This window comes from Paenibacillus sp. MT86, assembly GCF_058792535.1.
Window position 1 is genome coordinate 5,770,654 of the sequence record NZ_CM179499.1, and the last position, 25,511, is coordinate 5,796,164.

Below are 25,511 nucleotides of genomic sequence, written 5' to 3' on the forward strand. Positions count from 1 at the left end.
TAAACCTGTTTGCATATATGAAATGATCGCATTGTTCATCTTATATAAATTTTAGCCGTATTTGAAAAGGAGCCACGAAGCCATGGGGAAAAAGAAAACGCCGGCAGCCAAACCCAATGAAAATCAATCAGCAAATCCAAGCTCTGCCGCATTATACAAAACCGTCTGGAGATGGCATTTCTATGCCGGCATCATGTTCGCTCCTTTTCTGATCATCCTGGCTGTAACCGGCTCCGTTTACTTATTTAAGCCCCAGATTGAACAAGCGTTATATCGGGACTTCTACACGGTAACCCCACAAGCCGAACGGGTAACGCCCAGCAAGCTGGTCGGACAAGTGAAGGAACTCTACCCTGACGCTACCATCACGAAATACCGCCCCGGCGAGTCGGACTCCCGCTCCACGGAAATCAGTCTGACCTCGGGCAGCGAATCCATGACCGTCTTCATGGACCCCTATACGGGAGAAAAGATGGGCGAGCTGAAAGACAAAGACCGGATCATGGACAAAATCGAGGAGTTCCACGGCGAGCTGATGGTCGGGACGATCGGGGACCGGATCGTGGAGCTTGCCGCCTGCTGGGCGATCGTGCTCATCATCACCGGTTTGTTTTTATGGTTCCCGAAAAATAAAAACAAAAGCAAAAGGAAAAGAAGCCTCGCAGGGATCCTGTATCCGAGGCTTGGCAAGGGCAAGCAGATTCTTCGCCGGGACCTGCACGCCGTTCCCGCATTCTGGATCGCGGCTGGCATGCTGTTTCTCGTCATGACCGGATTACCCTGGTCAGGCCTGTGGGGCAGCAATTTCCAAACCATGGCAACCAATACCGGTGCCGGCTATCCTCCTTCCATCTGGTCGGGCAGTGCGCCGTCCTCCCATGTGGTACGGACGAAGGAAGTCGCAGAGGTCCCTTGGGCGGCCGAAAATCTGGAGGTTCCCAACTCCACCATCTCCGACTTTATGCCGCTTCCGATTGAAGATGTCATGTATGTGGCCCGAAGCGAGGGGATGCATCCGAGTTACACCATCAGCATCCCGCAGCAAGCGGACGGCGTGTATACGTTGTCGGCCTATCCGCCGAAAGCGCAGGACGAAGCCACCCTGCATATCGACCAGTACAGCGGCGCGGTGTTGGCGGATTATCGCTATGATCATTACGGATTCGTCGGCAAAGCCGTTGCCCTGGGCATTACGCTGCATAAAGGAACCCAATTCGGCATCGTCAACCAGATTTTCAGTTTGCTGATATGCCTAGGCATCATTCTTATTGCGGTAAGCGGTTTGTACTTGTGGTGGAAACGAAAACCGGATCACGGACTGGGGGCTCCGAAAGCGCCCGAGACGGGCGCCAAGAACATGAGGCTGTTCCTGCTGGTGCTTATCTCTTTGGGGATTCTGTTCCCGCTTGTGGGCTTGTCTCTCATCATCGTGTGGATCATCGATTCTGTCATCGTGCGGAAGATACCGGCGATCAAGGCTTTCCTGAACGCCTGATTCGCTTAGGACTTAATCAAAAATAAGGGGTGGCGGTTTCATGATCGTGAAAGGCCGTATTATTATAACCGTACTGCTATCGGTTCTGCTGCTGAGCGCTTGTTCGGCCAGTCCCGAGGCAGCCGACCGGTATGTAAAAGAAATTCCGCTGATGGCCGAGGTGAACATTCCGGATGTATTATCCGTCCAACAGCCGGAGACCATCGAGATTATCCTTACCCAAGACGGCAAAAGAGTGCCCGGTGCGGATTTTGTCCACTACGAGCTGTGGAGTCATGACGGTTCCCTTCGGGATCCCATGACGGATGCGGTCGAGGTGGGAGATGGCGTGTATACGGTGACCAAAACCTTCGATAAAGAGGGGCTGTATTTCATCAAGCTGCACAGCGGCAACAACGGCTCCATCATCATTCCCCAGAAACCGTTCGCCGTCGGCAAACTGTCCGAGGCCGAGCTTGCCTACCTGGAGGCGGGAACTCCGACATTCCAAGAAGGCACGGCAGAGCATCATCATTAAAACAAGCGGAATCAGGATAAAAACCGGCGCCGAATGTCCGGCGTCGGCACCATGCACTCACTGGATTGCCCGAACCACCGGTAACGGTTCTTCGCCACCCAGCGGTACACCAGGTTCCGTAAGAAAGGGGGTATCAGGATCAGGACATACGACAGCGGCCAAGGAAAACGAAGACGCCGCGCAATCCGAAGAGCTCCCGTCGATCTGGTGTAATATCTCCCCTGTTCAATCAGCACCATCGTCTCCGGCGAATCTCCATCGAGCCCTACCTGCCTCAACAGCTCCTGACCGATCTCGGATTGCAGCGAAGCGAACCGGAAAGCACCCGCGGGATCTCGCTTGATAATGAATTGGGTCAGCCCCTGGCACATATGGCACACGCCATCAATCAGCACAATTGCATATTCCTCATGATTTTCGGTTGCACGATCCTTCATATTTTCTTCGCTCCCTTCACGCCATAAAAAAAGAAAAAACGCAGGAGCCCTCTCCTACGCTTGATCAAGTACGCTTATTGGTTTATTACTCAGCAGCTTTGTTCAGCCACTCGCCGTCTCTCATCTGCTGGTCGAATTCGTTCGAGAATTTCTCCATGCATTTGCATATGAAATCCTTACGACAAACCGGGCAAGGTACTTTCCCAAGTCGGCTAAGCGCAGTCAGTTTCCATTCCGGGAAGCGGTTATAGAATACGCGAATATCCGTTCCGTCAGCCGTGTGGATAATGAATTCGTAAAGCCCTTCCTTTTCATTGCTTCCAGCTGTGGTCACATTTGCAATCTGCGGTCTGTATGGCATGTTCATCACCCGTTTATTTTATTTAAATTCCTTATGACTGGTTTGTACTTTCTGGTACTTAGTCATATTAAAGAATTTTAGGGGTGATGTCAACCGAAGAACACATCCAGGATCGAGCCCAGCTGCCCCCTCTTTTTACCTTCCAATATATCCGGGTTGAAGACTTCCACATATCCGCAGTTCGTGCAGGAAACAAATAGGAAATGATTGTGCTGAATATCAAACATTTTGCTCAAGCCTGCCCCGGACATCGAGACCTCTTTCGTCTGGCAGTGGTTCCCTCCGCATTTGCTGCATACAAACCGTTCCTCTATCATTTGTTCTATTCGCATTCCAAGCGCCCCTTTCAATGCATAGCTTTAACTGAAGTACGGCGTATCATGTAAAAAGTTTCATATCGAGCGACTTTAGCCGACAAAAAAGGATGACCCCCATTTTAGAGAGCCATCCGAATCCTCCATCGTCAGCTTACGCTTAACTCCACGTCGATGTTGCCCCGGGTTGCTTTGGAATACGGGCAAAACGCGTGCGCTTTCTTCGCGAGATCCTCCGCCTGGCTTCGTTCGATGCCGGGCATTTCGATCTTCAGCTTCACGGCCAGCTTAAAGCCGTCAGCGCCTTCGTCTTTTCCGATCGACACCTGGGAGTGGATCACGACATCCTTCAGCTCGACGCCCTCCTTGCGGGCGATGTTGGCCAGGGCGCTTTCATAGCAGGCGCCATAACCGGCCGCGAACAGCTGCTCCGGATTGGTTCCGGCTCCGCCCGGACCTCCGAGCTCTTTCGGCATGCTTAATTTGTGGTTGAGAACGCCATCGGTAGATTCAACGGAGCCTTCCCGCCCTCCGACGACTTTAACATCTGCTGTGTATAATGGTTTCATGCTCGTTCATCTCCTTCATGCCCTATTATGTCTCTACATGTACTCTTTAAACTTTCAGGGCAATTTGAAACGATAAATAAGGCATTTCACCATAGCTGCAGCATGATCCCGGCACGCGAAGAACATAACAAAAAAAGCCGCTTATCAAAGGGAATTCCACTTGATAAACAGCTTCTTTATGAAGTATGCGGTAGAGAGGACTCGAACCTCCACGGGTATACACCCACTACCCCCTCAAGATAGCGTGTCTGCCATTCCACCACTACCGCATTGATTTATAAGGTTTTATTTAAGGTTGACCACTTACTTTTCAGAACACTTGTCTAAATTATATAGTGGCTCTCATACTATGTAAAGTGGTCACGGAAAATTATGAAGATAGTGTGTTACTGAACTATATACATAAAAAGAACCACCCTAAGTCATAATTAATGAGTTAGGATAGTTCTTAACATTAAAGGGACTGACTTATCACTTCTTTACATATCTTACACTTGTAACATAACTTGGTTTATCGAACGTACCACTGTTATACATGGACAATAAGATGTTGCTGTCAGCACTTTCAAATGTGGCATTTAGAGTCAACTCCTTTGACCTAATAGCCATTTCGTTCATTCCCTTTTTATCATTACCATAGACCTGTTTGTAGGCGTTAATTGTGATGCTATCTACCTTCCAAGTAGTACTGCTCGGCATTTCACCATTGTTGTATACATCACTTAAATCTATAATTTGACCTGCAAACACGCCATATGGTATATCGAAGTCAGAAGTACTATCTGTTAAAAACAAAACCTCACTCAATCCATTTGAATCAAAAGTATAACGAACTTTTCCTTTTTCACCTAAATCAAATTTATGAGTGTAAATGAGTTGATTATTACCGTTATCTAATTTATTTGTTAAAGCAGGTTTATCGCTCCTAGTTGCTTTGAGTTGTGATTCACTCATCCCCCATGATAGATTGAAATTTTTATCTTGGGTCGGAACAAAGTTAGAACTATTGCATGTTTGAACTATCGGAATTGATTCAAAGTAAGTTACAATATCAGTTTGATTTTCATATTTTGCATAACTTAATGCAGTTGAGCCACCAACACTACAATGAGGATTAGCACCAGCATCAACTAATAACTTTACTATGTCAAGATTCCCCACATAAACTGCACTAGAGAGCAGTCCCTGATGATTCTTAACATCTGCGCCTTTTGAAATCAGAAGTTCTACAGCCCCAATATTTTCACCAAAAATTGCACTACTTAAAGGAACTACACCTGAGAACCATTTCACATTTGGATTAGCACCTTTATCAAGAACTTCTCTCAACTTCACTAAATCCCCGTTGCCTATAGCATCATAAAGTTGAACTGATAAACTCGAAAGAATATCAATATGCATATTTGGGTCAATTCCATTTAATTTCGCTCCACCTGCTTCTGTAACAAATCGTAGAGGTACAAACACAGTTCCCTCAACTATTTTAGGCGCAACAGATAATGTGATGGTTTTTCCATTTACAGTTGACTTTTTATCACCAATCTTTAACTGAATATTTAGTCCATCTTTTTGTCCTGTAACAGTGTTCGTCTTAGGATTCCAACCAACGCTCAAACCCAAACCTTCAAATATTGCTCTAAAAGGGACAAGTGTAGTTCCATTTTCAATCACTGGCGGCTTATTAAAGGTCAGATTTCTGTCATCAATCGATACTGTAATCTGACCTTCCGCAAATACGTTTGTTGGAAAAACAATCAAGATAGCCAAGAGTGAGAATACCAATAATGATTTTACAAATCTCATTTTAGTTCTTCCTTCCTATGATGTTTATATCTAATGTACTATAAATATACTATCGTCTTTTTGCAATGGTTTTTTAAGAACATCACATAATACAAGTAAAGTGAAAAAACATCATTGAAAAGTAGAACATCTATGGTTGAAGCCAATTCGCAATTTGTAACCGTTAATTATAGAATGAACTGTCAATCACTCCATTCCAATTAGCATGAGTTGTTGAGATACCCCAATTGATACCATCCTCATTATTACCTTTGGAAGTAACTTTGACGTTGATACGAACCAGACCTTTTGAGATGAAATCAAACCCTTGATAGGCATACTGTCTATCGTCAATCACAACGTCATGCTTGCGAGTGCTATCTGTGAACGAAGAATAGATTGCTCTAGTAGTTGGATTATCTTGAATGAAGATTGCCAGTTCACCCTCTGCAAGCATTAATTGTCTACCATCATCCAAACCAAAATCAGTTGATGTTGAAATGATGCAAGGAACTTCTTTAACGTCATAGAAAGAATAAGTGCTACCATTCTTTACAGAGAGATTGAATCGAATGTAATGCTCCGCACATCGAATGATGGCTTTGTACGATTCATAACGACTTGTCTTAACTTGGTTGATTACATAGTAGTCCTTGTCTTCAAATTGAATGTGGTCGCCACGCTTCAATTCTGTGATAGCAGAAATATACTTATCATCCAATTCATTGATTGATGTGTTTGTGATAATAACCTTAGTTTTGACATTGTTCAGAAGTACATCTTTGCCGAAGCGTTGAAGCAACACCTTAAAATCTCTATCTTCTGTCTGAAACAAATTAACCTTCATATAAACATCCCTTTCTAATTTGCGTATATAATTAACAGGGAACTTGGCTCTAAGCCGAGTTCCCTGTTATAATTATTGGAACAGCATGAAGAAGTTACTGTTCTTGTTCGTGTCGTCAGAAGGCATCTGACGAACTTTCTTCTCTAACTGGTCAATACGAGCCATTAGATGCTCATGGAACGCTGTGATGGTCATATCATCTTGTTTATAGTCCTTCATTAATTCTGGCTGATTTGCAACAGAATCCAAAATGGCTAGTGCTGTGGAATAGATAGCACGTTTGGACTTGTTGGATTCAGGATTATATTCGTCATAGTGCTTTAAGCCATTTTCTGCAAGATATACTTCTATTTCTGTGTGTGACAGTTCAATGCCTTGAATCTCCAATTCTAGTCGCTGTAAGTTGTTCATTGGGCAACACTCCTTCATTTATAATAGTGATGGTGACTGAGAAAATTGTAAGGGTCAGATTTCGCAAAATTTTTCACATGTGTGTAAAGAGATATGTTAGCGCACTTCAAAATGCTTTCGGGGTATCTAATGTAACCATTTGTAAATAATATAAATAAAATACAATATCATAGCAGTGTATAATTATTCGCAAAACTACGAATCTATTAATGTTTATACATGAAAAGCGTGTATAATATTCAATCATCTATAGCCGTTAAGCAAAAACCCTTGATATTACTGGATTCTTGCCATAAATACATATGTGCAAAATCTATATTTTGTGCATATGTATTTATCATTAAAGCGTTAAACTGTTATTGTTTTAAATCATTGAACCCCTCCTAGTAATTAGGATACTCTAGTAAACCGTCTATAGCATTGACATTCTATCTTGCCTTCTGTCCATTCTTCACATAATCGAAATTATGGGAACGGATTTAACCCATTTTGAACATAAAAAATCCTTTATACCCTCGCTCTATAAGGAATCCTGCATACAGACCAGCCCACAAGCACGAACAAGAGCCAAAACTGCTATTATCCCCACTATAATGGCTATACAACCTTTTACATGCACCCATTACGCTCAATTTATAGGCGCATTCAGTAATTCATAGGCACAAAATGCGCTCATTCATACCCGTTTATACTGGTTTGTGGCAATTCTCTCATGGCGCTCTATACTGCTTAGAGCCGTTTATAAAGTGGCTGTATTGCGCTCTGGTGAGCCGAGAACAGGTCTAAAAATGCGTCTATATAATTTATATGTGCGTTGGTAACTCGTACCTTTCATACACTAACACCTATAAATTATTAGCATCTCATTAAGCATCAACAACGGTTTCTTCAACTTTTGTTTCAATCACATCACCATTGTTATTCGTTTGTTTTACTGGATTTTCTCCATTGGCTCTCAATCGCTCCAACTCTTGTCCAACATCTTGGGTATATGGACTGTTCTCCAAGATACTCTCAATGCTGATAGCACCCATCTCATGCAATGCTTTAAGGTTCTCGATAATGTCCTTCTCGTTAGTAGGTCGGCTATACTGGAACACTACATCCAATGTATCCAATGCTTCCTCATCAACGCCAACACCCATACGACTGAGCAATTCAGCAATGACAACGAACCGTTGTTCCATACCTTCACGAATGAACTTCTCATTCATCCCTGCTTTAATATCTGCCAACTGGAACAGTAACTTCATAGACACTTCTGATAGATTACTAACGTCAGTGTTATTCAGGGATACAGCAGGAGTAAAAGATACATCAAGCAATGCTTGCTTCAACGTCTTATAGATGGCTTCAAAGGACTGATAGTCCAAAGAGTTACTAATCATCTTGAAGTCAGCACCATCATCCAGAACCAGACCACCACCAACAACATGATTAGGCAAGCCATCACCCTTCAACTGTTGACCAATAGCAACAGGAATTGGATTGTGATGCTTATAGAACGAATCAGCGAACTTAGACAGAATATCTTCCATACTGTCTAGGATGCCAATAAAGTCATCCAAGTCACTTCGACCAAAGCGAGTATCCAGTTCATTGTGATTCTTATAGCAGATTGGTAGACCACTAACATTCTTCTTTGCTTCAAGCAAATAGAAGTCATCTCCACCAGAACCTGCATTAGTCCATGTTTCTACTCTATCTGTATAGTAAACAGTGTAGTAGTCCGAGAAATCAGCGATATAATACTCAATGAATGCAATCAATTCATCTTTGTAGTTATATACTGGATAGGCATCTTCTGGTCTAATCAGATTGCTCTTAATCACGCCATCTTGAACATAGATATATTCATAGGCATTGCCATACTTAACCAAAGAATCAAGAATGTCAAAGTCAGTTTTGTTGAACTTACCTTTGCGATATACCTTCTTGAACTCTGCAACAGTTCCTTCATCACCAGTCAATGACACTGGATTCTTCATGAGGTAACTGGTCTGGAAGTTTACAATGGTCTTGGAATACTGCAACACAATCTTTCTTGGCTCGAAGTCCTTACCATTGTATTGCTCCATTCCTCTTGTCAGAATCTTATGCTGTCCAGACAAATAATCTTTCTTGCTTAATACTTCATTCACTCGCTCTTGATGGAAGGGCATTCCTACTTCTTCCTTGAACCAGAACTTCTCACCATTATGAGTGCGAGTAATATATTCTTGAATATCCATTCGTCAACATCTCCTTATACATACCATTTATTTGCCTTGATTGCTTGTACTGCGAAGGCGAACGATAAAACCAAGTCATCATGGTTTCCATTGCCACCCTTATTGCCTGTCTTGCCATTGCTCTCAACGAATATCTGCATCTGTGCAAGTGTTTCTTTACAGTGAATAAGCACTCTACCAACCTCAAAATGCTCTTTGAAGTCAGAGATTAGAATGTTCTTTGTCACTTCTGTTGTCTGCCATCCTATTTTCACTTGCTTCCTGCCTGTCTGCTGATTGAATACCTTGTGCTTGTACAGATTCAGATAGTCATATTCCTTTCTCAATCGTTCAAGCAAAGGCAAGCCATAACTGTTACGCTCACATACAAAGAAGGCATAGTTGTAGAACTTGCCAATTGCATCAATGATTTCAGCGAACAGATATACAGGCACTTTGTTGTGATAGAAACTCAATACCTGTTCCCCATCAGCATCAAGGATTGTTATTGTGGAACTGTCACCACCACTACCAGATGCAGTATCCGCACCACCAAAATAGCGTTCGCCCCTAACAGGTAATTTGTATATAAAAAGACCCCTATTGACATATTTCAATAGGAGTTCTGGAAGGTGATTCAATTCAGTTTTAGGTAATGGCTCACCAACAGCATTGATTCGCTCCAACACCTTTGACTGGTCAAAGACGCTGAATCCACTACTGATAAATGACTCCATTGGATTGCTTGGAAACTCTTGATAGAACTCATTCAAACTCATATCAAGTAACTTCCATCTACGCCACATCAACTGCTTCAAACTTGCACCTTTCTCATGGAGAATCTTTTCATCTGGCTCTAGGTCAGCAGGACTTAACCTTCTGCCACTGTTCATTTCCTTATACCATTGCTCTGCTTGGTCGTAGTCATGTTTGAACTGCTTCTCATATGCACTTGAATAGAATGGAAAGAAGAATGATTTGTACTTTGACTTCTTCTTATAAGCATTCATGAACACCTCTTGATAATGGTTGAAGCCATTGGAAGTTGTTTCAATTACTACTCTGCTTGTCTGATTCTTTGCTAGTGCTTGCTCTGCTGATAACAGTACCTTCTCTTGGTTCTGGTAGAATGCAAATTCTGACAGGAGAATGTATTGGTATGTTGTACCTCGACCAATATCCTTCAATCCTGCAACAGCGCATTGAATCCTTGAACCATTGTCCAGAAGAAACTCATCACGATTGCTACGCTTAATCTTAGGGAACGAATACTTATCATGTGGTAGTGATTCATACATCATCTTCAACTTCTCAAACAGGGAACTAGAAGATTCTGCTTTATATGAAACCAACAAGTAATTTGTATTACTGTTAGTGGAAGCGTAATACAGACACAAACCTAGTGATAAGGTTGAGAATCCAATCTGTCTTGCCTTTGAGATGATGTTGAACTTGGTCATTTCATTAACGAACATCTCCTGTTGCTCATTCACCTTGAAAGGTACTGCTTCCCCATTGTTATCCATAATTTTTACAAAGTTCTGTAACCACAACTTAGGACTGTCGTTAATCATCTTTAGTTTTTCCTTTGTGCTAACCTTAGCCATTCAACATCACCTCAATTCAAAATCAAATTATCATCGTCATCATCATCTTCTTCCTCTGCTGTCATGCTCTTGATTGCAACTTTCGCATAAGTATCAATTTCTCTGGTCAATTGCATGAACAACTTAACTGCCTTGTCATCTCCTGCCTTCGCATTCTCTGTGACAATGCTGTAAATCTCCTGCAAGTCATCTGCTGTTCTGGCTTGTAACATCAGAGCAACCAACGCTTTATATTCCTCTGTCTTTTCCCAACGCAAATAAGGATTCATGGTCTTTTTACCAACCACTTTCAAGAAATCCTCTACTGTCTTTTCATCTTTGGTCTGGTCAAAGCGAACAGCAGGGAACTTGTACTTAAAGTATTCTGCTCTGTCCCATGCAACGCTTTTGAGTGCATCGTGTATATTCATTTATCCCATCTCCTTTAATTTACGGCACACAAAAAGGACAACCACGAATGGCTGTCCTCTGTATGACTGCTTTATTTGGTTTTAGATTGCTTCTTCAAATTCTCTTTCATATTCATCAAATTCCATCATCTCTCTACGGAATCGCTCATCTTCATCTGCTTTGCGTTTCGCTTCCTCTGCTTCTCTGTACTGTTGTGCTTGTCTGAATCTCTTAGTGTGGTCATCATCATCGCTATCAAACAAAGAAGTATCCATCTCTACCATAGATTTATTTACCTTCACTTCAACTTCTGTAACTGGTTCATAACTAGGTTGTACTGGCTTGGAAGGTTTAGGTTCAGAAGATTCTGATTCATTGGCAATCTCTTTTCTTGCCTTCGTTTCCCATGCTTCAATCATTGATTTACCTTTTGCTGTCCTGCTGATTGAATCAAATCGCTTCTTACCATACTCTTTAACGATTGGGCAATCAGAAGTAAGATAGATAACCATATCTTCAACGCCTAATTTAGAGCCATAGTCCAATAGGTTGTTGCGTTCAACAACCCTCTTATCAGTTGTCATCGTCAACAGTTCAAGCACCTTCATAAATTTACGTTGTCTGCCTGTTACTGTTGGCTTGTAAGCATTCTCATCTTCCTTAACCTCTTTGGCTACGCCATATTTGTTAATCTCTTGGCGCACCTGACCATCTAAGGTTGTGTAGTATCTACCACTTATAACATCAATCAAACCTTCTTCTTTCAGTGATGGTATGATTCGCTTCGCTGTTCGTTCAGATACTTGCAACACATTCTCCCATTCCTTAAAAGAAATGTTGTAGTCAATGTTGTATCTCCATGCGATATAAGTAAGAACTTTCAACCTTTGACCTGTCTTGATGGCATCCAGTTTACAGATATTCATAACAGATTCCGTTGCTTCCTGCCATCCAGAGTAAGGTGTTCCATCTACTGTAATCACTTCTTCAAACACTTTCGATTTATCTCTTGGCGTATGGATAGTCAAGTATGTTGTCGCCTTGATTTCCTCGCTATTACTGTCAATGTTAATGTATCCTTTGGATTGTAATCCTGCCAACGCCTGAATGATTCTATTCTTACCATTGTTCCACTGTAAACGAGCGTGAATCAGTTCCACATTCAATCGAGCAACAAAAACATCTCTGCCCCAACAATGGAAAACAACTTCATAATATACTGCGTATTCATCATCAGTAACATATGAAGGTGTGCCATAAGCAAACATCTTCATTGGCATTCTTACAAACTTTTCTCTTTTCCCTTTAATTACTTCAACTTCTCCAATTGCATCATCTACCACTTCTGTGGTATTATCATTGTAGGTATTCAATATAATACACTCCTTTAATTTATCTAGTTTAATTTAACAGGGGTGGTGGCTTAGTAAGAGGGCAATCTTATTAAGCCATTTTCAATTTATCCCCAACTTGCCTATACTCAACCAATGCTTTACTTAACGCTTCATTCCTCTCGAACTGCCAGAATTTTCTCATGGTCTTTTCATGTAGACCACAACAAATGTATGCAATCCCCTTCTCTGCTTTCAGAAACTTAAACAGATTTGTAGAGTAACAATAGAAGTAATCCTTCTCATTAAACATATCTTAATCTCTCCCCTTAGAGCGTTGAATAACTAACATTGTTCTGGCTAGTTACAGCAAGCGAGAATATGTTCTTGTGAATCCTTCTGCTCGTAGGGTAGTTTTTGCCTATCATATTAACTCTACCACTCTTGAAGGTTTTTTTCAAGTACAATACTTTCTTTGGCAACCGTAAATCGTAGCCAAGTATCTCTCCTATTGCATCTAAGTCAATGTCTGTTTCCAGTTGCCCTGTTTCATTTACTTGAATCTTTTGATTTAACCTGTACTTACTGGTTATCTTCTGAAAATCCATCTGGCTGTACTTCTCCTGCACTTCTATAAGTGCTTCCATGCCCAACATTTTTAGATAGGCATTCTGTGTTTCTCTGAACTTGCTGATATAATGTCCCTTGTATGTGCTATCAATCGCCAACAGAATCATCTTACCTTCATCTGTATCTGGTAACGGTATCCCATAATAAGACCAGATTTGTAACAAGGTTGACCCTGCATACTTCTCTGTGTAGTTGGCTCTGTTAATCTTGAATATTGCATTAAGATTAGCCGACTGTTCATTCATGCTATCTCTGCTTGATAGCATGGTGATATGGTTGTCCCAACACTTACCCTTCATCAACGCTATATCGACCCCTATGGCTTGTTTCTGGCTCTCTGTGTCCATCACATAGAACTTATCGAACGAGTAGAAGTAATTCACCCTGTACCCTTTCTGACGTTCCAGAACCTTAACACTCAACCATGAATCAATGTCGTCACTGGCGCACAATTGGTACTCGTTTCCATTATCTTCATCAACCCATTTTGGAAACTTCAATTTAATATCTTTTCTCATAAGATTCGTGAAAGCGAAAGTCACTTCACTCATCTAGTACCAATAATTTACTACACTTTCCATCTCGTAATAACTAAATAGAACACAAGTTTTATTTAGTCGTTTCTCCTTTTACTCACATTGGTAGTAAAGGAGTTTTGCTATGTCTTTTCTTTCACTTCTTTCACCTCGTTTTAATTTAATCTGTGGAATCTATATATTCCTTGTATCTGCTTAATTTATCTTGGGACATTTCTGCTGACCCATTCTCATACTTTGACAGTAATGAAGGTGAACAATTGATTACCTTCGCAATTTGAACCAATCGTATCTTCCTGTTTCTGCGTTTGATGATGTACAAATCCTTGTCGTTCATTTTATTTATCCCTCGCTCCCCATTACAAAAAGTGAATTTAGATACAACAAAAAAATGAGTGGGCATTTTACCCTCTCATTGTTAATAGTGTTTATCAGACCAGAAATTCACAATTTTGAATTTGTATCTAAAACAAAAAGAGTGGGCTTGTGACCCACTCTCTGTTGTTTATTATGCTTTCAGCGTGTACTCTGCGATTGCTTTCTTGGAAAGAACTTCGAGAGTTGCTTCTGCAACAACTTGTCCTGCAACAGCATCGCCTGTTTTACCAAGCAACTCGAAAGCAGGTTGGCGAAGGAAGGCAACGGATACAGCATTCAAGTCGAACGCTACCATCTTATCAACTGGCATGTGGCGGTCAAGCACGAAGTGCAAAGTGCCATAGTTAGTGATAATGGTTTGAACAACCAGACCAAACTCGTTAGTCGTTGCTTGGTAGTTGTAGCGGTCTTTGTAGATTTCGTCAATTTGCTCTTTAATGTCTGCGTTCACAAGAACATAAACATCGCTAGAACTTACGCCTTGCTCCCACAGTTTACGAGCAAGACCTTTGACTTCTGCTTCTGTAACAACTCCTGCTGTCGTACCAACAATTTTGTTGGAAGCATCAACGAAGGAGAAGATACCATCCATTTTGCGGATTCCGCTTACAGAACCATCGTCCTTAGTACCACCGATAAGACGCTTCTCGATGTTCACTTTCAGTTCTGCAAGGCGGTCGTTGATTTCACTAGAGAACAAATCTCCGACAGCACCAGACGCTTGTGCAGTACCAGAAACCTTTGCAGATTTCATGAAGATTTCCATTACGTTGTTCAGTTCTGCACGAACACCTTTAGCGAAGTTTGTTGCATCCGAACCCTCTGCAACAGAAATGTCATCAGTAAGGTTCAGCGACTTCTCTCTCCATGTGTGAATCTTAGCAGTAGATGGCTTCTGTTTACCATTAGCAAGCAACAGTGTAGCAAAAGGTGTGTCAATAGGAGCAATTACTGCAATTTCTTTCGCAAGAGAAATGTTCTCTTGGGTAGTCAGATTAGTTGTATTCATATTCAATCAATCCCCTTATAATTTAATTTTTTATTTGAAAAGTTTGGACAACTTAGAACCAATCATGGCTTTAGTGTCCTTGCTCTTTTCTGCAAGTGAATACTTGTCTGTGCTTCTGTGATTGTCTGGAACAAAGCCATCATTCAATTCACGCTTACCAAGCACTTCTTTGAACTTCTTAATCTTCTGTTCCAGAACTTCACGATTATTTTCTTCGACAACAAAAAACTCTGCGAAGTCCGAAAGTCCTTCCATCTTCAATTCGACGGCGACTTCCTTATTCCAGAGTTCCTTCATGCGATTCTGATATTCGATTTCTTCTTTCGGAACAGTTGAATCAGCGATAAGTTTGTTCAACCTATCAACTTCATCTTTTAGTGGCTTCATTAACTCATTTAGTTGGGCATCTGTATAAGATGTTTTTTCCTCAACTACTTCATCAACTGGCTTGTCATCGACAACATCCTCTACCACTTCATCAACGATTACTTCATCTTTAATATCTTCCATTGATTTAACAACTCCCTTTATTTATCTTTGGATTCAAACACATTAAGTCGAGTGTCAATGTGGTCAACCTTAACACTGACCTTTTCCATCCGAGTGCTTAGAACATCAAGCGTTTCGGTTGTTTTCTCAACATGAGCCATCAATCTATCTTCTCTTTCCTTGCCTTCTTTCCTAGTGGTCAGTAACAACCAAACGAATAGAACAGCAAAGATGCCTTGTGAAACAATCATCTCCAAAGGAATCTCGAACATGCTATCACCCCACCCCTTAGATGAATGTTCTGTCAAAACTACCCCTAGAGAGGATTGGTTTGTTATTGTAGACACCAGAAAACTCATACACTAATGTTTCTGAATCGCCTTGTGGCACAACATAATCGTACTCATAAACACCAACATCAACCTTTGCATCACCAAGAACATCAACACTCTCAACTACTGTTAAGTCATTGCCATCTAGGATTCGCAACTTAATATCTGTTGGCTCTACTGCGTTGCCATTAAAGGTTCTGAATCGTACCCTTAATCGAACTGTGTCACCTATCAGAGCCATCTATCTCACCTCCCCAAGAGTTTGGTTTTCAAGAACATTCGTACTTGAACTACTTTGCAAATCATCTTGTGCTGTCACATCATTCAGCATTGCAATAGTCGAAGGATTCATTAGGTACTGCGACAATGTTCCATTCTCTATGTGAACCAATATCGCTTCAATTACTTGTGGTTTAATGTAAGGAGTGAGCGACTTTCCAAACAACACATCAATGAAGGATACTGCTTGTCTAAGTGTTCTAATTTCTCTTTCTGTCCTGCTGTCAATGCCTTCAATATGAGAAGTGACTGTTGCACTTCCGATTTTGAATTTCTTCACTAGCGTTTCAACATCAGATGTGATTGGTAAGATGTAAGAAGTAACCACTTCATTAGCAACCTTAACAACCTGTATTGCTCTGCTTGAACCAGAAACAATGTCACGCATGAATGTTGAAGTTTGTCTTGAACCTCTAATCTGCCTTTGCAAATCAGCATCCAGTTTTTCGACTGTTGAAACTCTTATCTTTGTCGCAACTTTCTTTAGCACTTGTGAAGAAAGAAATTCTTCTGCATGAGAAGTAACTGTCATTGTCTTTGTCACAAACTGAACTGGAACAACCAATGTAGGATATTGTCCTGCAACGAATGACCATTCACTCGTTGACCAGTTAGCGTTGTATGGCGTTGCCACCTTCAACTGTGCTGTTGTCTTTGCTGTGATGCCACCAACAGGATTCCCTTTTGGATTAACTGTTGAATCGTAATGAGCATCTTCAACATATGCTTGGTAAGTAGCGTTTCCCCATTGGATATTTGCACAAAAAGCACCACTGGAAGTCCAGTTGTTTGCAGTTCCATTGTAGTATCCGAGCGCAAGACACCGAATGAAACTACCCTTCTGCATGTAACCAACGAATCCACCATAGTTACCACCCTTGCCACCTATTACAGTCGCAGTTGTGTAACAGTTTTTGTAATTGGATTCATTACCTTGACCCACGAATGCACCAATGTAATTGTAAGAGCCAGTTACTTTAACTGTCCCTGTGACATAGCAGTTCTCAAAGTTCCCTTGATAGTCATTACCAGACAATGCTCCTGTGTAATGACCTTGCGAACTAATGTCCACATTAACTAAGCCAAGATTTTTGACGCTTCCACCCTTGCCAAGTCGCTTGAACAGTCCAATGTAAGCATCGTTCAATGCACCGACAATCTTCATATTGCTAATCTTCTTGAAGTTGCCATCTAGCAAGCCAACAAAGTTTGCTGTACTGGAATACGGCAATGGTGTCCAGTTCGTTCCTGCTAAGTCAATATCATTCATTAACTTGTAATGTGCAGAGTAGTTATCAACGATGCTCTCCAACTCTGCTCTATTTGTTATTTGAAAAGGGTCTAATGGTGTTCCAGTTCCCAACATTTACATCATCCCCTTAAATAACTTTCGGAACTTGAATCTGGTGCTTCACTGTCAGTTCGTCACCTGTTCCTTCCATTGTGAAAGATGAAAAAGGTTCTACTGAATAAGGACTTCCACCACTTGCAACATCGTAAATTGCCGATGAAGCGAATGTCTGCGGTAATGTGATTCCTGCATCTGCTCCTTTAACAACAATCGTTAATTCAAGCATTTGTGACCCTTCGGAATGTGTCCAAGTCACTCGACTATCAGATGTGCTAATACGAAGAACTGCTGTCCCTGTATCGTCACGCAATTCAATGTGCTTCCAGTTTGCTTGGATGAAGTCACGAATCGACTGATAACCATTAGCATTAATTTCTGCCATGCTATCACTCCTTTCAAAAGGATATAAAAAAACACCCTAACAGTTTGTAGTTTGTTAGAGTGGTCTTTTCATTTTTGTGAATACTATATAAAAAGAAAAAAGCAAGGAGGAAACCTTGCATGAATACAACGAAAACGAACCAACAATTGTTAGGAGGTGTTGGTTCGTGATGCGTTAATCGCTTGGATAAAATTACTGGTGAAGCAATTTAAGAACGAGAATTGGCTAACTCGCCCTCATTACTAATAGTGTTATCTCGACCAGAAATTCACGATTTTGAACCAGAACAAAATAAGACATAAAAATATTATGTATTCGTGTTCCAGAAAAATCGCTTCTATTTATATATGCGACTCGGCATTCACACCCTCACTGTATAAAGTGCCAGAGCCAGATGAAATTACATATTATACATATATCTACTTCTTTAACTTCTATCTTCTTGTTTATACTGTGTCAAATCAGAGAAAAAAATCTCCAAAATGACACCATCAAAAGTGTCATTTAAACTCTTTTTCTTTTAGATATGACACTACTAACTACAAATAAATTATCCATCACAAGACAGCAGTGACTAACATCTCACTTATATATCCAAGTTATTGAGTGGATTAAACTTTTGGTTCTGGTCACGCAGAGCAGTACCCCATATTGAAAGATAGCGTTGGGTAATGTTCAATTGACTATGACGAAGCATCTTTTGAAGTGTAAAAATGTCGCAACCGTTCATAAGCATTCTATGGGCGAATGTGTGTCTGAACGTATGACAAGAAAGTCGAACATCCTTGAAAGCCATTGCTTTTTTCAATCTCTTGAAAATTGACTTAACAGCATCTACTGACAACTTGCCGTTCTTTCGGTCACTTACAAAGACATACTCCGATAACTCTTTGAAATGCTGTTTACAGAATACTTGATATTCTGCTAGTTCCTTGAGCAACTTATCTGTTAGAGGAATCGAAGATTGTTCCCTCTTTTTACCGAAAACAGTAACGGTTCCTGATTTGAAATCTATATCGTTCCATTTGAGATTGATTAGTTCCCCTAAACGGACACCTGTCCCCAACAATGTGATAATAATCGTGTAATCTCTGTAAGCATGAAATGTTCGCTCACGTTGTTTAATCCTGCGGCAATAATTAAGCATCTGATTGATGTGATTATCGTTGAATGCTTCAATTTGAATATCTTCTTTAACATAGAGCATTTTCTTGATTGGATTCCTCTTTGACTCGATAACCTCAATTTCTTCAAGAAAATTTAAGAAAATTTTGATTGAATGGAGTTTTGAATTTCTTGTTGTCGGATTGTTACCTCGTTCCTTTTGACAATAAATCAGATACGATTTGATTATGGACTGTGTAACGTCTTCGACACTAACAACTTCCTGTTCAGCACAATACGATTGAAATTCTTTCAAGGTCATCATATACGACTCAATCGTTTTAGGTGATAAATTCTTATACTCTCGGTCATCCTTAAACTCTTGGATAGCAAATTTTAATAACAAAAAAAACCACTCCTAATCAGAATTTTAATATTCTGAAAAGAAAGTGGCTTTTGTTTTTAGAATCGTGTGCAGACATGCCCACTATCTAAAATTTACTTAGTAAAACCCAATAAATCCTAATCTATATGCGGTAGAGAGGACTCGAACCTCCACGGGTATACACCCACTACCCCCTCAAGATAGCGTGTCTGCCATTCCACCACTACCGCATGTATAAGGGATGTTCTGCAGCGAACATTCCCTATTATACTGCCCTCTTGCTCAAATGTAAAGCGCCAAAATCTGGGCCTTAGGCCCGGGCTTTTGCATCAGCTAGCTCTTATCGCTGCGCTTGTCCTTCCGATAGGCCGAAAACTCGATGTATTCGCGTATAAATTCCTTCTCATGCTCTGCCAGACCGGACATTAAGGCAGGATCCAAAGATTCCGGATCTACTTCATATTCCCCGCGGGCTTCCTTGACACGGCTGGTCGGACTGCCTCTTCCTATAATCAGCCAATCCAGGCTGACGGAAAAAAATGCTGCAATCTCAATCAATTTATTCGTGCTCGGCGTTGTTTTTCCCCTCTTCCAGTCACCAAAATTTCCTGTGCTGATCCCGAGGGTTTCACAAAACGCCTTCTTGGTCATACCCCGGCTTTCTATGAGATGTTCGATTCGTTGGTAAATAGACTGCATCAAACAACCGCCTTCCTATTTCTCTTTAAAAGAAAAATATCTTATGTACGTATTTTTTTCTTGCATAATGACTTAATTACGTGTATAATCTAGATATATTGCCTAAATTATACCATAGTACTCATGGATCGTCGTATCTTTTACTCATGAGTCTATTCCGTACGAGGAGCGAGTAAATTGCCCTACGATACCATGACCACATCCTGGAATAATGCGGTGCACTCCTTGAATAAGGGGCTGATGGTCATTACCCCGGATGGCATCATAGACAAAATCAACGATCCGCTCATTGCCATGGCCGAAAAATACGGTGTCCCTCCTGACTTTAGGTGGCATGGAGCATCTTTTTTCGATATGACTTTCAGGCACTTTGGTTCTGTATTCGATCCATTTTCCCATGAGATGGATTTGCCCTCCGTAAAGGAAGTGATGCTGGGCAAGCTGCCTGATTATTCTTTTGAATATGCCGTGGAATGGAATGACCGGCAGAACTGGGTTCTGTGCGAGGTGCTGCCGCTGATGATGAACAAGGACGGCCGTGTTCACGGAGCCATGATATCGTTCACGGATATTACGAAGTTCAAGCACAAGGAACTGCTGCTGGAACAAGCGCTGGCTCACAGCTTCCCTCTTCCAGGACATATTCCTATCTGTGCCGTATGCAAATATGTTCGACAAGCGGATGAATGGGAGCCTGTGGAGAGCTATTTGGAGAGCCGCCTCCCCATTGAGTTTACCCATGATATTTGTCCGGATTGCATTCGCAGATTATATCCGAAATATTCCTCCATTCTCGATGATCCGGAATTGCCCGATTAACGACCCCTCTGCATACAACACAGAATAAGCAGCTTCGATATCCCGATGATCACTGGATTCGAAGCTGCTTATTTATGCTTGAGGCATTCTTTGGTGGATTACGCGTTCACAAAACGAAGCAGGGGGCTTATGAGGGTCGGCAGTACCGAAACATGCCCTTCACCCTCAATTTCGTCGAACGTCGTCTCCAGCACCTCTTCATGCCCTCTGAGAAAGGCATAGAGTTCCCTGGCATCCTTCACCATGGACGGCTTCTCCTCGGCCCCCACGTACAGGCGGAGCGACTTGCGCTCCCCGCTCTGTCGTAAGCGGTTCTTCCCCTCTTCCCATCGCTGGTACAGCGCGTAGTTCTTCCACCACACCGAGGGACATGCCGCAATATACCGCGAAAAGGCATCCGGTCTGGTGAATAAGGTATACAAGGTGAAAAATCCACCGAGCGAGTGTCCGAACAGCGCCTGCTTCGATCGGTTCACGGCATACCGCCGCTCCACGGCCGGCTTCAGCTGCTGCTCGATGAAGGTAAAGAACGCCTCCACGCCGCCCGTCTCCGGCCAATCCATGCCGTTTGGCCGGACTGGCAGTTCAGCGGGATCGGCATATTCCGTAAAGTTATAGAAGCGTTCGCTGCTTACGATAGGGCTGTCGCTGTCAAAGCCGATGCCGACAATGAGCGCAGAGGGAATGCCCCGAGGCGTACGGGATTGCAGGCGGATGGCTTCGGCCAGCGTGCCGAAGGTGGCATTGGCATCCAGCGAATATAACACGGGATAACCTCCCTCAGGAGGCGGTCCCATCGGCTCGGCGATGAAAATGCGGTATTCGCGGCCCGTCACGTCGGACTGCATGGACCAGGTCAGCGTTCCCGGTACGGAAAACAAAGTGGCCTTTACTTGGTTATCTTGGTTATCTTGGTTATCTTGGTTATTATGCATTTCTTGCTTTTCCTGATAATCCGGATCCTCATGTTGAGCCCGCCCCTTCGCCGATGCTTGCTCCTCTGCTTCCCCGACGAACAGCCACCGCAGCGCATGCGGAAATCTTCTGGACATAAAGATAGGATCATGGGTTCCGTCAGGATCTACCGCCAGCTGCAGTCTCTCAGGGCTCACCCCTTGCTCAAGCCAGTACCGATGGGCCTCCACGTTGTTCACAAACATGTTTTTCTGCGCATTTTGCTTGTACGCCCCTTCAAGCTGCCCTACGGACATATACACCCGCTGCTCAGCCGGCCATTTTCCCTGCTGGCGGATGTAGTCCATCACCCCCTCGTACCATAACGAAGCCGACAACATGCCGATCCGTCCGAAGGTATCGGGACGCCAATATCCCCCGAACATCGAGATCAAACCGCCAAAGGAACCTCCGATGATGGCCGTATGCTCAGGCGCTGGAAGCGTTCGGTACTGATGGTCTATGTATGCTTTGATGACATCCGCTACCTCATCGACATAAGCTCTCCCCTCCCCGCCGAAAGGTGGGTTGCTCTCCAGCAAAGGCTCAGCCGGCCAAGGCGTATACTCACGATTCCGGTTCGTTGTCGAGATTCCGACCAGGATGACCTCTTCCAGCCGGCCTGCCGCAAACAAATGATTCAAATAGTTCAGGCAGTCCGTGAACATATCTCCTTCATCTTGAACATAGGCAACAGGATAGGAACGGTCAGACTCCAGATAGGAAGGAGGCAGATACAGTGTAAGCTCTCTGCCTTCAACTACCAGCTGCTTGTAACGATTCATGTGATCCTCCCGAAAGCTGCTTTTATTTTCTCATGCGAATTAATAAGTAGATAAAATACGGAATCCCGATCACGGATACCACAATGCCTGCAGCAAGCTCGGCCGGAGCGAATATCGTTCTGCCGATGAAGTCGCCTATGACAACAATCGCCATGCCCGCTATGCCGCTGATCGGGATGATATGCCTGTGCCGCAGTCCGACAAGCTGCCTGGCCATATGCGGAGCAATCAGGCCGACAAACCCGATGCTGCCGGATACAGCTACGCTGGCACTTACCAGACCGATGCTGCAGAGAAGCAATCTATTTTTCTCGCGCTCGACGGATACCCCGACGCTCTTCACGCTTTCCTCGCTCAGCTGGAACAAGTCGAGCACTTGAGAGCGAAGCCAGATGACAGGCGGCAAAATAACGAGCCACGGCAGCATGGTCACCACAAACTTCCAGTTGGCGCTATGAAGGCTGCCGGCGAGCCAGGCAACCGCCATCTCATAATCTTTCGGGTTCATTTTTAGCGAAACATACATGGTAACGGCTCCAAAGCCGGATGCGATCGCAATGCCCACAAGTATGAGCCGCTGGGGATCCAGCTTTCCGTTTTCTCTCGCAAACATGTATATGGCCGTGGTCGCTGCCAAACCGCCCGCGATGCCGAACATGGGCATCATCATCACCCCGAGCCAGCCGGTCATCGTGATCTGCCCCTGCAGCAGGAACATAAACAGTACGACCGCCATGCCGGCGCCTGCATTGATGCCGAGGATGCCCGGATCCGCAAGCCCGTTGCGGGTAACCCCTTGGATGACGGCACCGGCCATACCGAGCGCAAACCCGACAAGGGCGCCAAGCACGATTCGGGGGAGCCTGAATTCAAACACGACAAGATCAAAGTCCGCATTGGGCTTCATCCGAAAGAGCGTCTGGATTACTTCCTTGATGGACATGTCAAACGTGCCGTTGGTCAGACTGAAATAAACGGCTGCCAATACGACCGCTATCCCGCCTGCCAGCACCATCGGGAACCGATAAGATGTGTTACGCACGCTGAGCCCCTCCCCTCGTCTTGATCAGATAGAGGAAGAACGGCACGCCGATCAGCGAAGTGATGACACCGACCGGCGTCTCGAAAGGGCTGTTCACGAACCTGGCGAGAATGTCGCACAGCGCCAGGAACATGCCGCCAAGCACGCCCGACACCGGTACGATCCATCGGTAATCGGAGCCCGATAAGTACCGTGCAATATGAGGGACAATCAAGCCTGCAAAGGCAACCTTCCCTGCCAGCGCCACCGATACGCCCGTCAAGATCACGACCGCCAGCATCGCAAGGCCTTTCACCAGCCATGTTTTGACGCCAAGCCCCTTGGCCGTCTCGTCCCCGAGGGAGAGCAGCGTGATCGATTTGGACAAAACCACGGCGAGGCACAAACCGACGATCGCAAACGGAATGCTCAGCTTGATCAGCTCGGGATCCATGGCATGCAGCCGGGCATTGTACCAAAAACTGATGCTTTGGGAAATCTGAAAATAAGCTGCCAAAGCTTCGGCCGTTCCGCTAAGAAACGTCCCAATCACGGTTCCGAGTATAGCCAGCCGAACCGGACTGAGCCCCCCTGGAATTAGCCATGCTAATCCGAACACGACGGCTGCACCGATCGCGGAACCAACCAATGAACTGACAATGTACATATTGGAGCTGGCATTCGGAATGAATACCATGAACAAGGTCACCGCGAACACCGAACCGTCCGATACCCCCATAATGGAGGGGGAGGCTAGATAGTTTCTTGTCATCCCCTGCATAAGAGCGCCCGAAACCGCCAGAAAAGCACCGATCAGCATAGCCCCGACGACTCGGGGCAGCCGGGAACTCATAATGATCTGATGGTCGATACTCTCCGGGTCAAAAGTGAAGATGGAGTCCCAGACGGTATCCATCGAAATATTCTTGGCTCCATACAGGATGGAGGCCGCTATGAGCAATAAGCAGACTGCCGGGGCCATCACAAGGATGACAGCCGGCAGCGATTTTTTGAACCCCATGAACAACACGCCTTATACGTTTATACTGGAATCAATGATATTATTTCGTAAGATTTTCGACGGCAGCTTTCAGAAACTCGATTTTACTGTACGCGGTACCGCCTTGAGCAAGCGGGTCAACCACGTTGACAAAAGCCGTTCCGTTCTTGAACGCATTCAGGTTTTTCATGATAGGATCATTCTGCAGCTCTTCCAGAGCGTTCGGCGTATCCTTGTTCTCGTCCGGAGAGAACTGGACAAACACGTAATCCGGATTCATCTCAGCCATTTTCTCTTTGGAGACCAGCTCCTGCGCTTGCGCGGCTTCTACCTCAGCCGGTACGGCGATTCCCAGATCCTCGTACAATACCGGATTAAAGAATACCCCAGCCGGGTAAATGTACATCTCCCCCGCACGAACCCTTAGCGCCAAAACCTTCTTGTCCTTCAGGCTGTCTCCGATGGTTGCCTTTGCGGCTTCCAGATCCTCTTTATATTTAGCGATCTCTTGTTCAGCCTGTTCCTGCTTGCCGCTCAACTCGCCCAGCAATCTCAAATTGCTCTCCCAGTTGGTGGATACATGAGAATAAGGTATCGTCGGGGCAATTTTATTCAATTGTTCCACGACCTCCGGCTTGAACTTGGAAGATCCCAAAATCACGTCCGGTTTAAGCGAGAGGATCGTTTCGAAATTCGGCTCGGTTTTCTCGCCTACCGACTGGGCATCCTTCGTAATCGACTCAAACAATGGAGGGAAAGAGCCCGAGAAACTGATCGCTCCGACCGGATTCACTTCCAGCACAATAGAGTCCTCCATGGCTTCGACGGCACCCGTGATAACGATCCGCTCCGTTTTGGCAGGAAGCGTGTATTCCTGATCAAGATATTTCACAACTTTGGTTTCGCCCGCAGCGGGTGTTTCTTCGTTCGAAGCTTTATTCTCCTCAGCGGTGTTCGTGCTTCCTGCATTACTCGTGCTTGCTCCGTCTGTATCTTTAGCCTCGTTACCTCCCCCACAAGCAGATAGTACCAAAGCAAATACCAGCAATAACCCCAAGACCATTTTCATCCGTTTCATCTCTCTCAG

28 protein-coding genes and 2 tRNA genes are annotated in these 25,511 nt (G+C 43.7%); 3 read left to right on the forward strand and 27 right to left on the reverse strand.

Going from position 1 to position 25,511, the window contains the following annotated elements; genetic code table 11:
- Window positions 1–82: 82 nt before the first annotated feature.
- Together AC3RCL_RS26075 and AC3RCL_RS26080 are read left to right on the forward strand one after the other, a co-directional pair.
- Window positions 83–1,495 carry a PepSY-associated TM helix domain-containing protein gene (locus AC3RCL_RS26075; RefSeq protein WP_492532891.1) on the forward strand — a complete coding sequence of 471 codons (1,413 nt, stop codon included), beginning with the start codon at window positions 83–85 and terminating at the stop codon, window positions 1,493–1,495.
- Window positions 1,496–1,535: 40 nt separating this feature from the next.
- Window positions 1,536–2,012, forward strand: coding sequence for a FixH family protein (locus AC3RCL_RS26080; RefSeq protein ID WP_492532893.1), 477 nt, complete (start codon window positions 1,536–1,538; stop codon window positions 2,010–2,012).
- Between the two features lie 11 nt (window positions 2,013–2,023).
- On the opposite strand, the gene AC3RCL_RS26085 is transcribed toward AC3RCL_RS26080, so the two are convergent.
- From AC3RCL_RS26085 to AC3RCL_RS26195, 23 genes are all read right to left on the reverse strand, one after another.
- Window positions 2,024–2,449, reverse strand: coding sequence for a thiol-disulfide oxidoreductase DCC family protein (locus tag AC3RCL_RS26085; RefSeq protein ID WP_492532895.1), 426 nt, complete (start codon window positions 2,447–2,449; stop codon window positions 2,024–2,026).
- A gap of 85 nt (window positions 2,450–2,534) precedes the next feature.
- The gene (locus AC3RCL_RS26090; protein WP_009594434.1) at window positions 2,535–2,810 is read right to left on the reverse strand and encodes a hypothetical protein; all 276 of its coding nucleotides are present in this window, start codon (window positions 2,808–2,810) and stop codon (window positions 2,535–2,537) included.
- Window positions 2,811–2,899: 89 nt separating this feature from the next.
- A complete protein-coding gene (locus tag AC3RCL_RS26095) occupies window positions 2,900–3,142 on the reverse strand; it encodes a zinc ribbon domain-containing protein (protein WP_006212369.1) in 243 nt (80 codons plus the stop codon).
- Between the two features lie 131 nt (window positions 3,143–3,273).
- The gene (locus AC3RCL_RS26100; RefSeq protein ID WP_015737236.1) at window positions 3,274–3,693 is read right to left on the reverse strand and encodes an organic hydroperoxide resistance protein; all 420 of its coding nucleotides are present in this window, start codon (window positions 3,691–3,693) and stop codon (window positions 3,274–3,276) included.
- Window positions 3,694–3,879: 186 nt separating this feature from the next.
- Window positions 3,880–3,962 (reverse strand) — tRNA-Leu (locus AC3RCL_RS26105).
- 202 nt (window positions 3,963–4,164) lie between these two features.
- On the reverse strand, window positions 4,165–5,496 hold the full coding sequence (locus tag AC3RCL_RS26110) for a stalk domain-containing protein (protein WP_492532899.1): 1,332 nt from the start codon (window positions 5,494–5,496) through the stop codon (window positions 4,165–4,167).
- A 163-nt stretch (window positions 5,497–5,659) separates the two neighbouring features.
- Window positions 5,660–6,322, reverse strand: coding sequence for a hypothetical protein (locus AC3RCL_RS26115; RefSeq protein ID WP_492532901.1), 663 nt, complete (start codon window positions 6,320–6,322; stop codon window positions 5,660–5,662).
- A 72-nt stretch (window positions 6,323–6,394) separates the two neighbouring features.
- Window positions 6,395–6,733 (reverse strand): hypothetical protein, encoded by a 339-nt coding sequence (locus tag AC3RCL_RS26120; RefSeq protein WP_492532903.1) that lies wholly within the window; start codon window positions 6,731–6,733, stop codon window positions 6,395–6,397.
- A gap of 866 nt (window positions 6,734–7,599) precedes the next feature.
- Window positions 7,600–8,964: a phage portal protein gene (locus tag AC3RCL_RS26125; RefSeq protein WP_492532905.1), complete on the reverse strand. Its 1,365-nt coding sequence runs from the start codon at window positions 8,962–8,964 to the stop codon at window positions 7,600–7,602.
- A 14-nt stretch (window positions 8,965–8,978) separates the two neighbouring features.
- Window positions 8,979–10,550: a terminase large subunit domain-containing protein gene (locus tag AC3RCL_RS26130; RefSeq protein WP_492532907.1), complete on the reverse strand. Its 1,572-nt coding sequence runs from the start codon at window positions 10,548–10,550 to the stop codon at window positions 8,979–8,981.
- A gap of 11 nt (window positions 10,551–10,561) precedes the next feature.
- Complete coding sequence (locus tag AC3RCL_RS26135; protein ID WP_492532909.1) at window positions 10,562–10,960, reverse strand: hypothetical protein; 399 nt, start codon at window positions 10,958–10,960, stop codon at window positions 10,562–10,564.
- Window positions 10,961–11,041: 81 nt separating this feature from the next.
- Window positions 11,042–12,313, reverse strand: a complete 1,272-nt coding sequence (locus tag AC3RCL_RS26140; RefSeq protein ID WP_492532911.1) for a hypothetical protein — start codon at window positions 12,311–12,313, stop codon at window positions 11,042–11,044.
- Window positions 12,314–12,600: 287 nt separating this feature from the next.
- Window positions 12,601–13,401 carry a hypothetical protein gene (locus AC3RCL_RS26145; protein ID WP_492532913.1) on the reverse strand — a complete coding sequence of 267 codons (801 nt, stop codon included), beginning with the start codon at window positions 13,399–13,401 and terminating at the stop codon, window positions 12,601–12,603.
- Window positions 13,402–13,597: 196 nt separating this feature from the next.
- A complete protein-coding gene (locus AC3RCL_RS26150) occupies window positions 13,598–13,840 on the reverse strand; it encodes a helix-turn-helix domain-containing protein (RefSeq protein WP_492532915.1) in 243 nt (80 codons plus the stop codon).
- Between the two features lie 105 nt (window positions 13,841–13,945).
- On the reverse strand, window positions 13,946–14,824 hold the full coding sequence (locus tag AC3RCL_RS26155; RefSeq protein WP_492532917.1) for an SU10 major capsid protein: 879 nt from the start codon (window positions 14,822–14,824) through the stop codon (window positions 13,946–13,948).
- Window positions 14,825–14,854: 30 nt separating this feature from the next.
- A complete protein-coding gene (locus AC3RCL_RS26160) occupies window positions 14,855–15,334 on the reverse strand; it encodes a hypothetical protein (protein WP_492532919.1) in 480 nt (159 codons plus the stop codon).
- A 17-nt stretch (window positions 15,335–15,351) separates the two neighbouring features.
- The gene (locus tag AC3RCL_RS26165) at window positions 15,352–15,585 is read right to left on the reverse strand and encodes a BhlA/UviB family holin-like peptide (protein ID WP_492532921.1); all 234 of its coding nucleotides are present in this window, start codon (window positions 15,583–15,585) and stop codon (window positions 15,352–15,354) included.
- A gap of 16 nt (window positions 15,586–15,601) precedes the next feature.
- Window positions 15,602–15,886, reverse strand: a complete 285-nt coding sequence (locus AC3RCL_RS26170) for a hypothetical protein (RefSeq protein ID WP_492532922.1) — start codon at window positions 15,884–15,886, stop codon at window positions 15,602–15,604.
- The gene (locus AC3RCL_RS26175) at window positions 15,887–17,290 is read right to left on the reverse strand and encodes a hypothetical protein (RefSeq protein WP_492532924.1); all 1,404 of its coding nucleotides are present in this window, start codon (window positions 17,288–17,290) and stop codon (window positions 15,887–15,889) included.
- A gap of 13 nt (window positions 17,291–17,303) precedes the next feature.
- Window positions 17,304–17,657 carry a hypothetical protein gene (locus AC3RCL_RS26180; RefSeq protein WP_492532926.1) on the reverse strand — a complete coding sequence of 118 codons (354 nt, stop codon included), beginning with the start codon at window positions 17,655–17,657 and terminating at the stop codon, window positions 17,304–17,306.
- A 586-nt stretch (window positions 17,658–18,243) separates the two neighbouring features.
- Complete coding sequence (locus AC3RCL_RS26185) at window positions 18,244–19,167, reverse strand: tyrosine-type recombinase/integrase (protein ID WP_492532928.1); 924 nt, start codon at window positions 19,165–19,167, stop codon at window positions 18,244–18,246.
- 126 nt (window positions 19,168–19,293) lie between these two features.
- Window positions 19,294–19,376 (reverse strand) — tRNA-Leu (locus AC3RCL_RS26190).
- Between the two features lie 103 nt (window positions 19,377–19,479).
- Window positions 19,480–19,845, reverse strand: coding sequence for a helix-turn-helix domain-containing protein (locus tag AC3RCL_RS26195; RefSeq protein WP_015737237.1), 366 nt, complete (start codon window positions 19,843–19,845; stop codon window positions 19,480–19,482).
- A gap of 177 nt (window positions 19,846–20,022) precedes the next feature.
- Between AC3RCL_RS26195 and AC3RCL_RS26200 the strand changes: the two genes are divergently transcribed.
- Window positions 20,023–20,664, forward strand: coding sequence for a PAS domain-containing protein (locus AC3RCL_RS26200; protein WP_096776505.1), 642 nt, complete (start codon window positions 20,023–20,025; stop codon window positions 20,662–20,664).
- Window positions 20,665–20,762: 98 nt separating this feature from the next.
- On the opposite strand, the gene AC3RCL_RS26205 is transcribed toward AC3RCL_RS26200, so the two are convergent.
- From AC3RCL_RS26205 to AC3RCL_RS26220, 4 genes are read right to left on the reverse strand one after another with little or no spacing between them, the layout of a single operon-like run.
- On the reverse strand, window positions 20,763–22,403 hold the full coding sequence (locus AC3RCL_RS26205) for an alpha/beta hydrolase (RefSeq protein ID WP_492532931.1): 1,641 nt from the start codon (window positions 22,401–22,403) through the stop codon (window positions 20,763–20,765).
- A 22-nt stretch (window positions 22,404–22,425) separates the two neighbouring features.
- Window positions 22,426–23,418 (reverse strand): FecCD family ABC transporter permease, encoded by a 993-nt coding sequence (locus AC3RCL_RS26210; protein ID WP_492536477.1) that lies wholly within the window; start codon window positions 23,416–23,418, stop codon window positions 22,426–22,428.
- A gap of 19 nt (window positions 23,419–23,437) precedes the next feature.
- A complete protein-coding gene (locus AC3RCL_RS26215; protein WP_492532933.1) occupies window positions 23,438–24,445 on the reverse strand; it encodes a FecCD family ABC transporter permease in 1,008 nt (335 codons plus the stop codon).
- Window positions 24,446–24,485: 40 nt separating this feature from the next.
- Window positions 24,486–25,502 carry an ABC transporter substrate-binding protein gene (locus tag AC3RCL_RS26220; RefSeq protein ID WP_251498410.1) on the reverse strand — a complete coding sequence of 339 codons (1,017 nt, stop codon included), beginning with the start codon at window positions 25,500–25,502 and terminating at the stop codon, window positions 24,486–24,488.
- Window positions 25,503–25,511 lie beyond the last annotated feature (9 nt).

Bases quoted from the DNA above. Each gene is read 5' to 3' on its own strand.
- AC3RCL_RS26075 (WP_492532891.1), top strand. From the start codon at position 83: ATGGGGAAAAAGAAAACGCCGGCAGCCAAACCCAATGAAAATCAATCA.
- AC3RCL_RS26080 (WP_492532893.1), top strand. From the start codon at position 1,536: ATGATCGTGAAAGGCCGTATTATTATAACCGTACTGCTATCGGTTCTG.
- AC3RCL_RS26085 (WP_492532895.1), bottom strand. From the start codon at position 2,449: ATGAAGGATCGTGCAACCGAAAATCATGAGGAATATGCAATTGTGCTG.
- AC3RCL_RS26090 (WP_009594434.1), bottom strand. From the start codon at position 2,810: ATGCCATACAGACCGCAGATTGCAAATGTGACCACAGCTGGAAGCAAT.
- AC3RCL_RS26095 (WP_006212369.1), bottom strand. From the start codon at position 3,142: ATGCGAATAGAACAAATGATAGAGGAACGGTTTGTATGCAGCAAATGC.
- AC3RCL_RS26100 (WP_015737236.1), bottom strand. From the start codon at position 3,693: ATGAAACCATTATACACAGCAGATGTTAAAGTCGTCGGAGGGCGGGAA.
- AC3RCL_RS26110 (WP_492532899.1), bottom strand. From the start codon at position 5,496: ATGAGATTTGTAAAATCATTATTGGTATTCTCACTCTTGGCTATCTTG.
- AC3RCL_RS26115 (WP_492532901.1), bottom strand. From the start codon at position 6,322: ATGAAGGTTAATTTGTTTCAGACAGAAGATAGAGATTTTAAGGTGTTG.
- AC3RCL_RS26120 (WP_492532903.1), bottom strand. From the start codon at position 6,733: ATGAACAACTTACAGCGACTAGAATTGGAGATTCAAGGCATTGAACTG.
- AC3RCL_RS26125 (WP_492532905.1), bottom strand. From the start codon at position 8,964: ATGGATATTCAAGAATATATTACTCGCACTCATAATGGTGAGAAGTTC.
- AC3RCL_RS26130 (WP_492532907.1), bottom strand. From the start codon at position 10,550: ATGGCTAAGGTTAGCACAAAGGAAAAACTAAAGATGATTAACGACAGT.
- AC3RCL_RS26135 (WP_492532909.1), bottom strand. From the start codon at position 10,960: ATGAATATACACGATGCACTCAAAAGCGTTGCATGGGACAGAGCAGAA.
- AC3RCL_RS26150 (WP_492532915.1), bottom strand. From the start codon at position 13,840: ATGCCCACTCATTTTTTTGTTGTATCTAAATTCACTTTTTGTAATGGG.
- AC3RCL_RS26155 (WP_492532917.1), bottom strand. From the start codon at position 14,824: ATGAATACAACTAATCTGACTACCCAAGAGAACATTTCTCTTGCGAAA.
- AC3RCL_RS26160 (WP_492532919.1), bottom strand. From the start codon at position 15,334: ATGGAAGATATTAAAGATGAAGTAATCGTTGATGAAGTGGTAGAGGAT.
- AC3RCL_RS26165 (WP_492532921.1), bottom strand. From the start codon at position 15,585: ATGTTCGAGATTCCTTTGGAGATGATTGTTTCACAAGGCATCTTTGCT.
- AC3RCL_RS26170 (WP_492532922.1), bottom strand. From the start codon at position 15,886: ATGGCTCTGATAGGTGACACAGTTCGATTAAGGGTACGATTCAGAACC.
- AC3RCL_RS26175 (WP_492532924.1), bottom strand. From the start codon at position 17,290: ATGTTGGGAACTGGAACACCATTAGACCCTTTTCAAATAACAAATAGA.
- AC3RCL_RS26180 (WP_492532926.1), bottom strand. From the start codon at position 17,657: ATGGCAGAAATTAATGCTAATGGTTATCAGTCGATTCGTGACTTCATC.
- AC3RCL_RS26195 (WP_015737237.1), bottom strand. From the start codon at position 19,845: ATGCAGTCTATTTACCAACGAATCGAACATCTCATAGAAAGCCGGGGT.
- AC3RCL_RS26205 (WP_492532931.1), bottom strand. From the start codon at position 22,403: ATGAATCGTTACAAGCAGCTGGTAGTTGAAGGCAGAGAGCTTACACTG.
- AC3RCL_RS26210 (WP_492536477.1), bottom strand. From the start codon at position 23,418: ATGGTGCTGGCAGGCGGGATAGCGGTCGTATTGGCAGCCGTTTATTTC.
- AC3RCL_RS26215 (WP_492532933.1), bottom strand. From the start codon at position 24,445: ATGGGGTTCAAAAAATCGCTGCCGGCTGTCATCCTTGTGATGGCCCCG.
- AC3RCL_RS26220 (WP_251498410.1), bottom strand. From the start codon at position 25,502: ATGAAACGGATGAAAATGGTCTTGGGGTTATTGCTGGTATTTGCTTTG.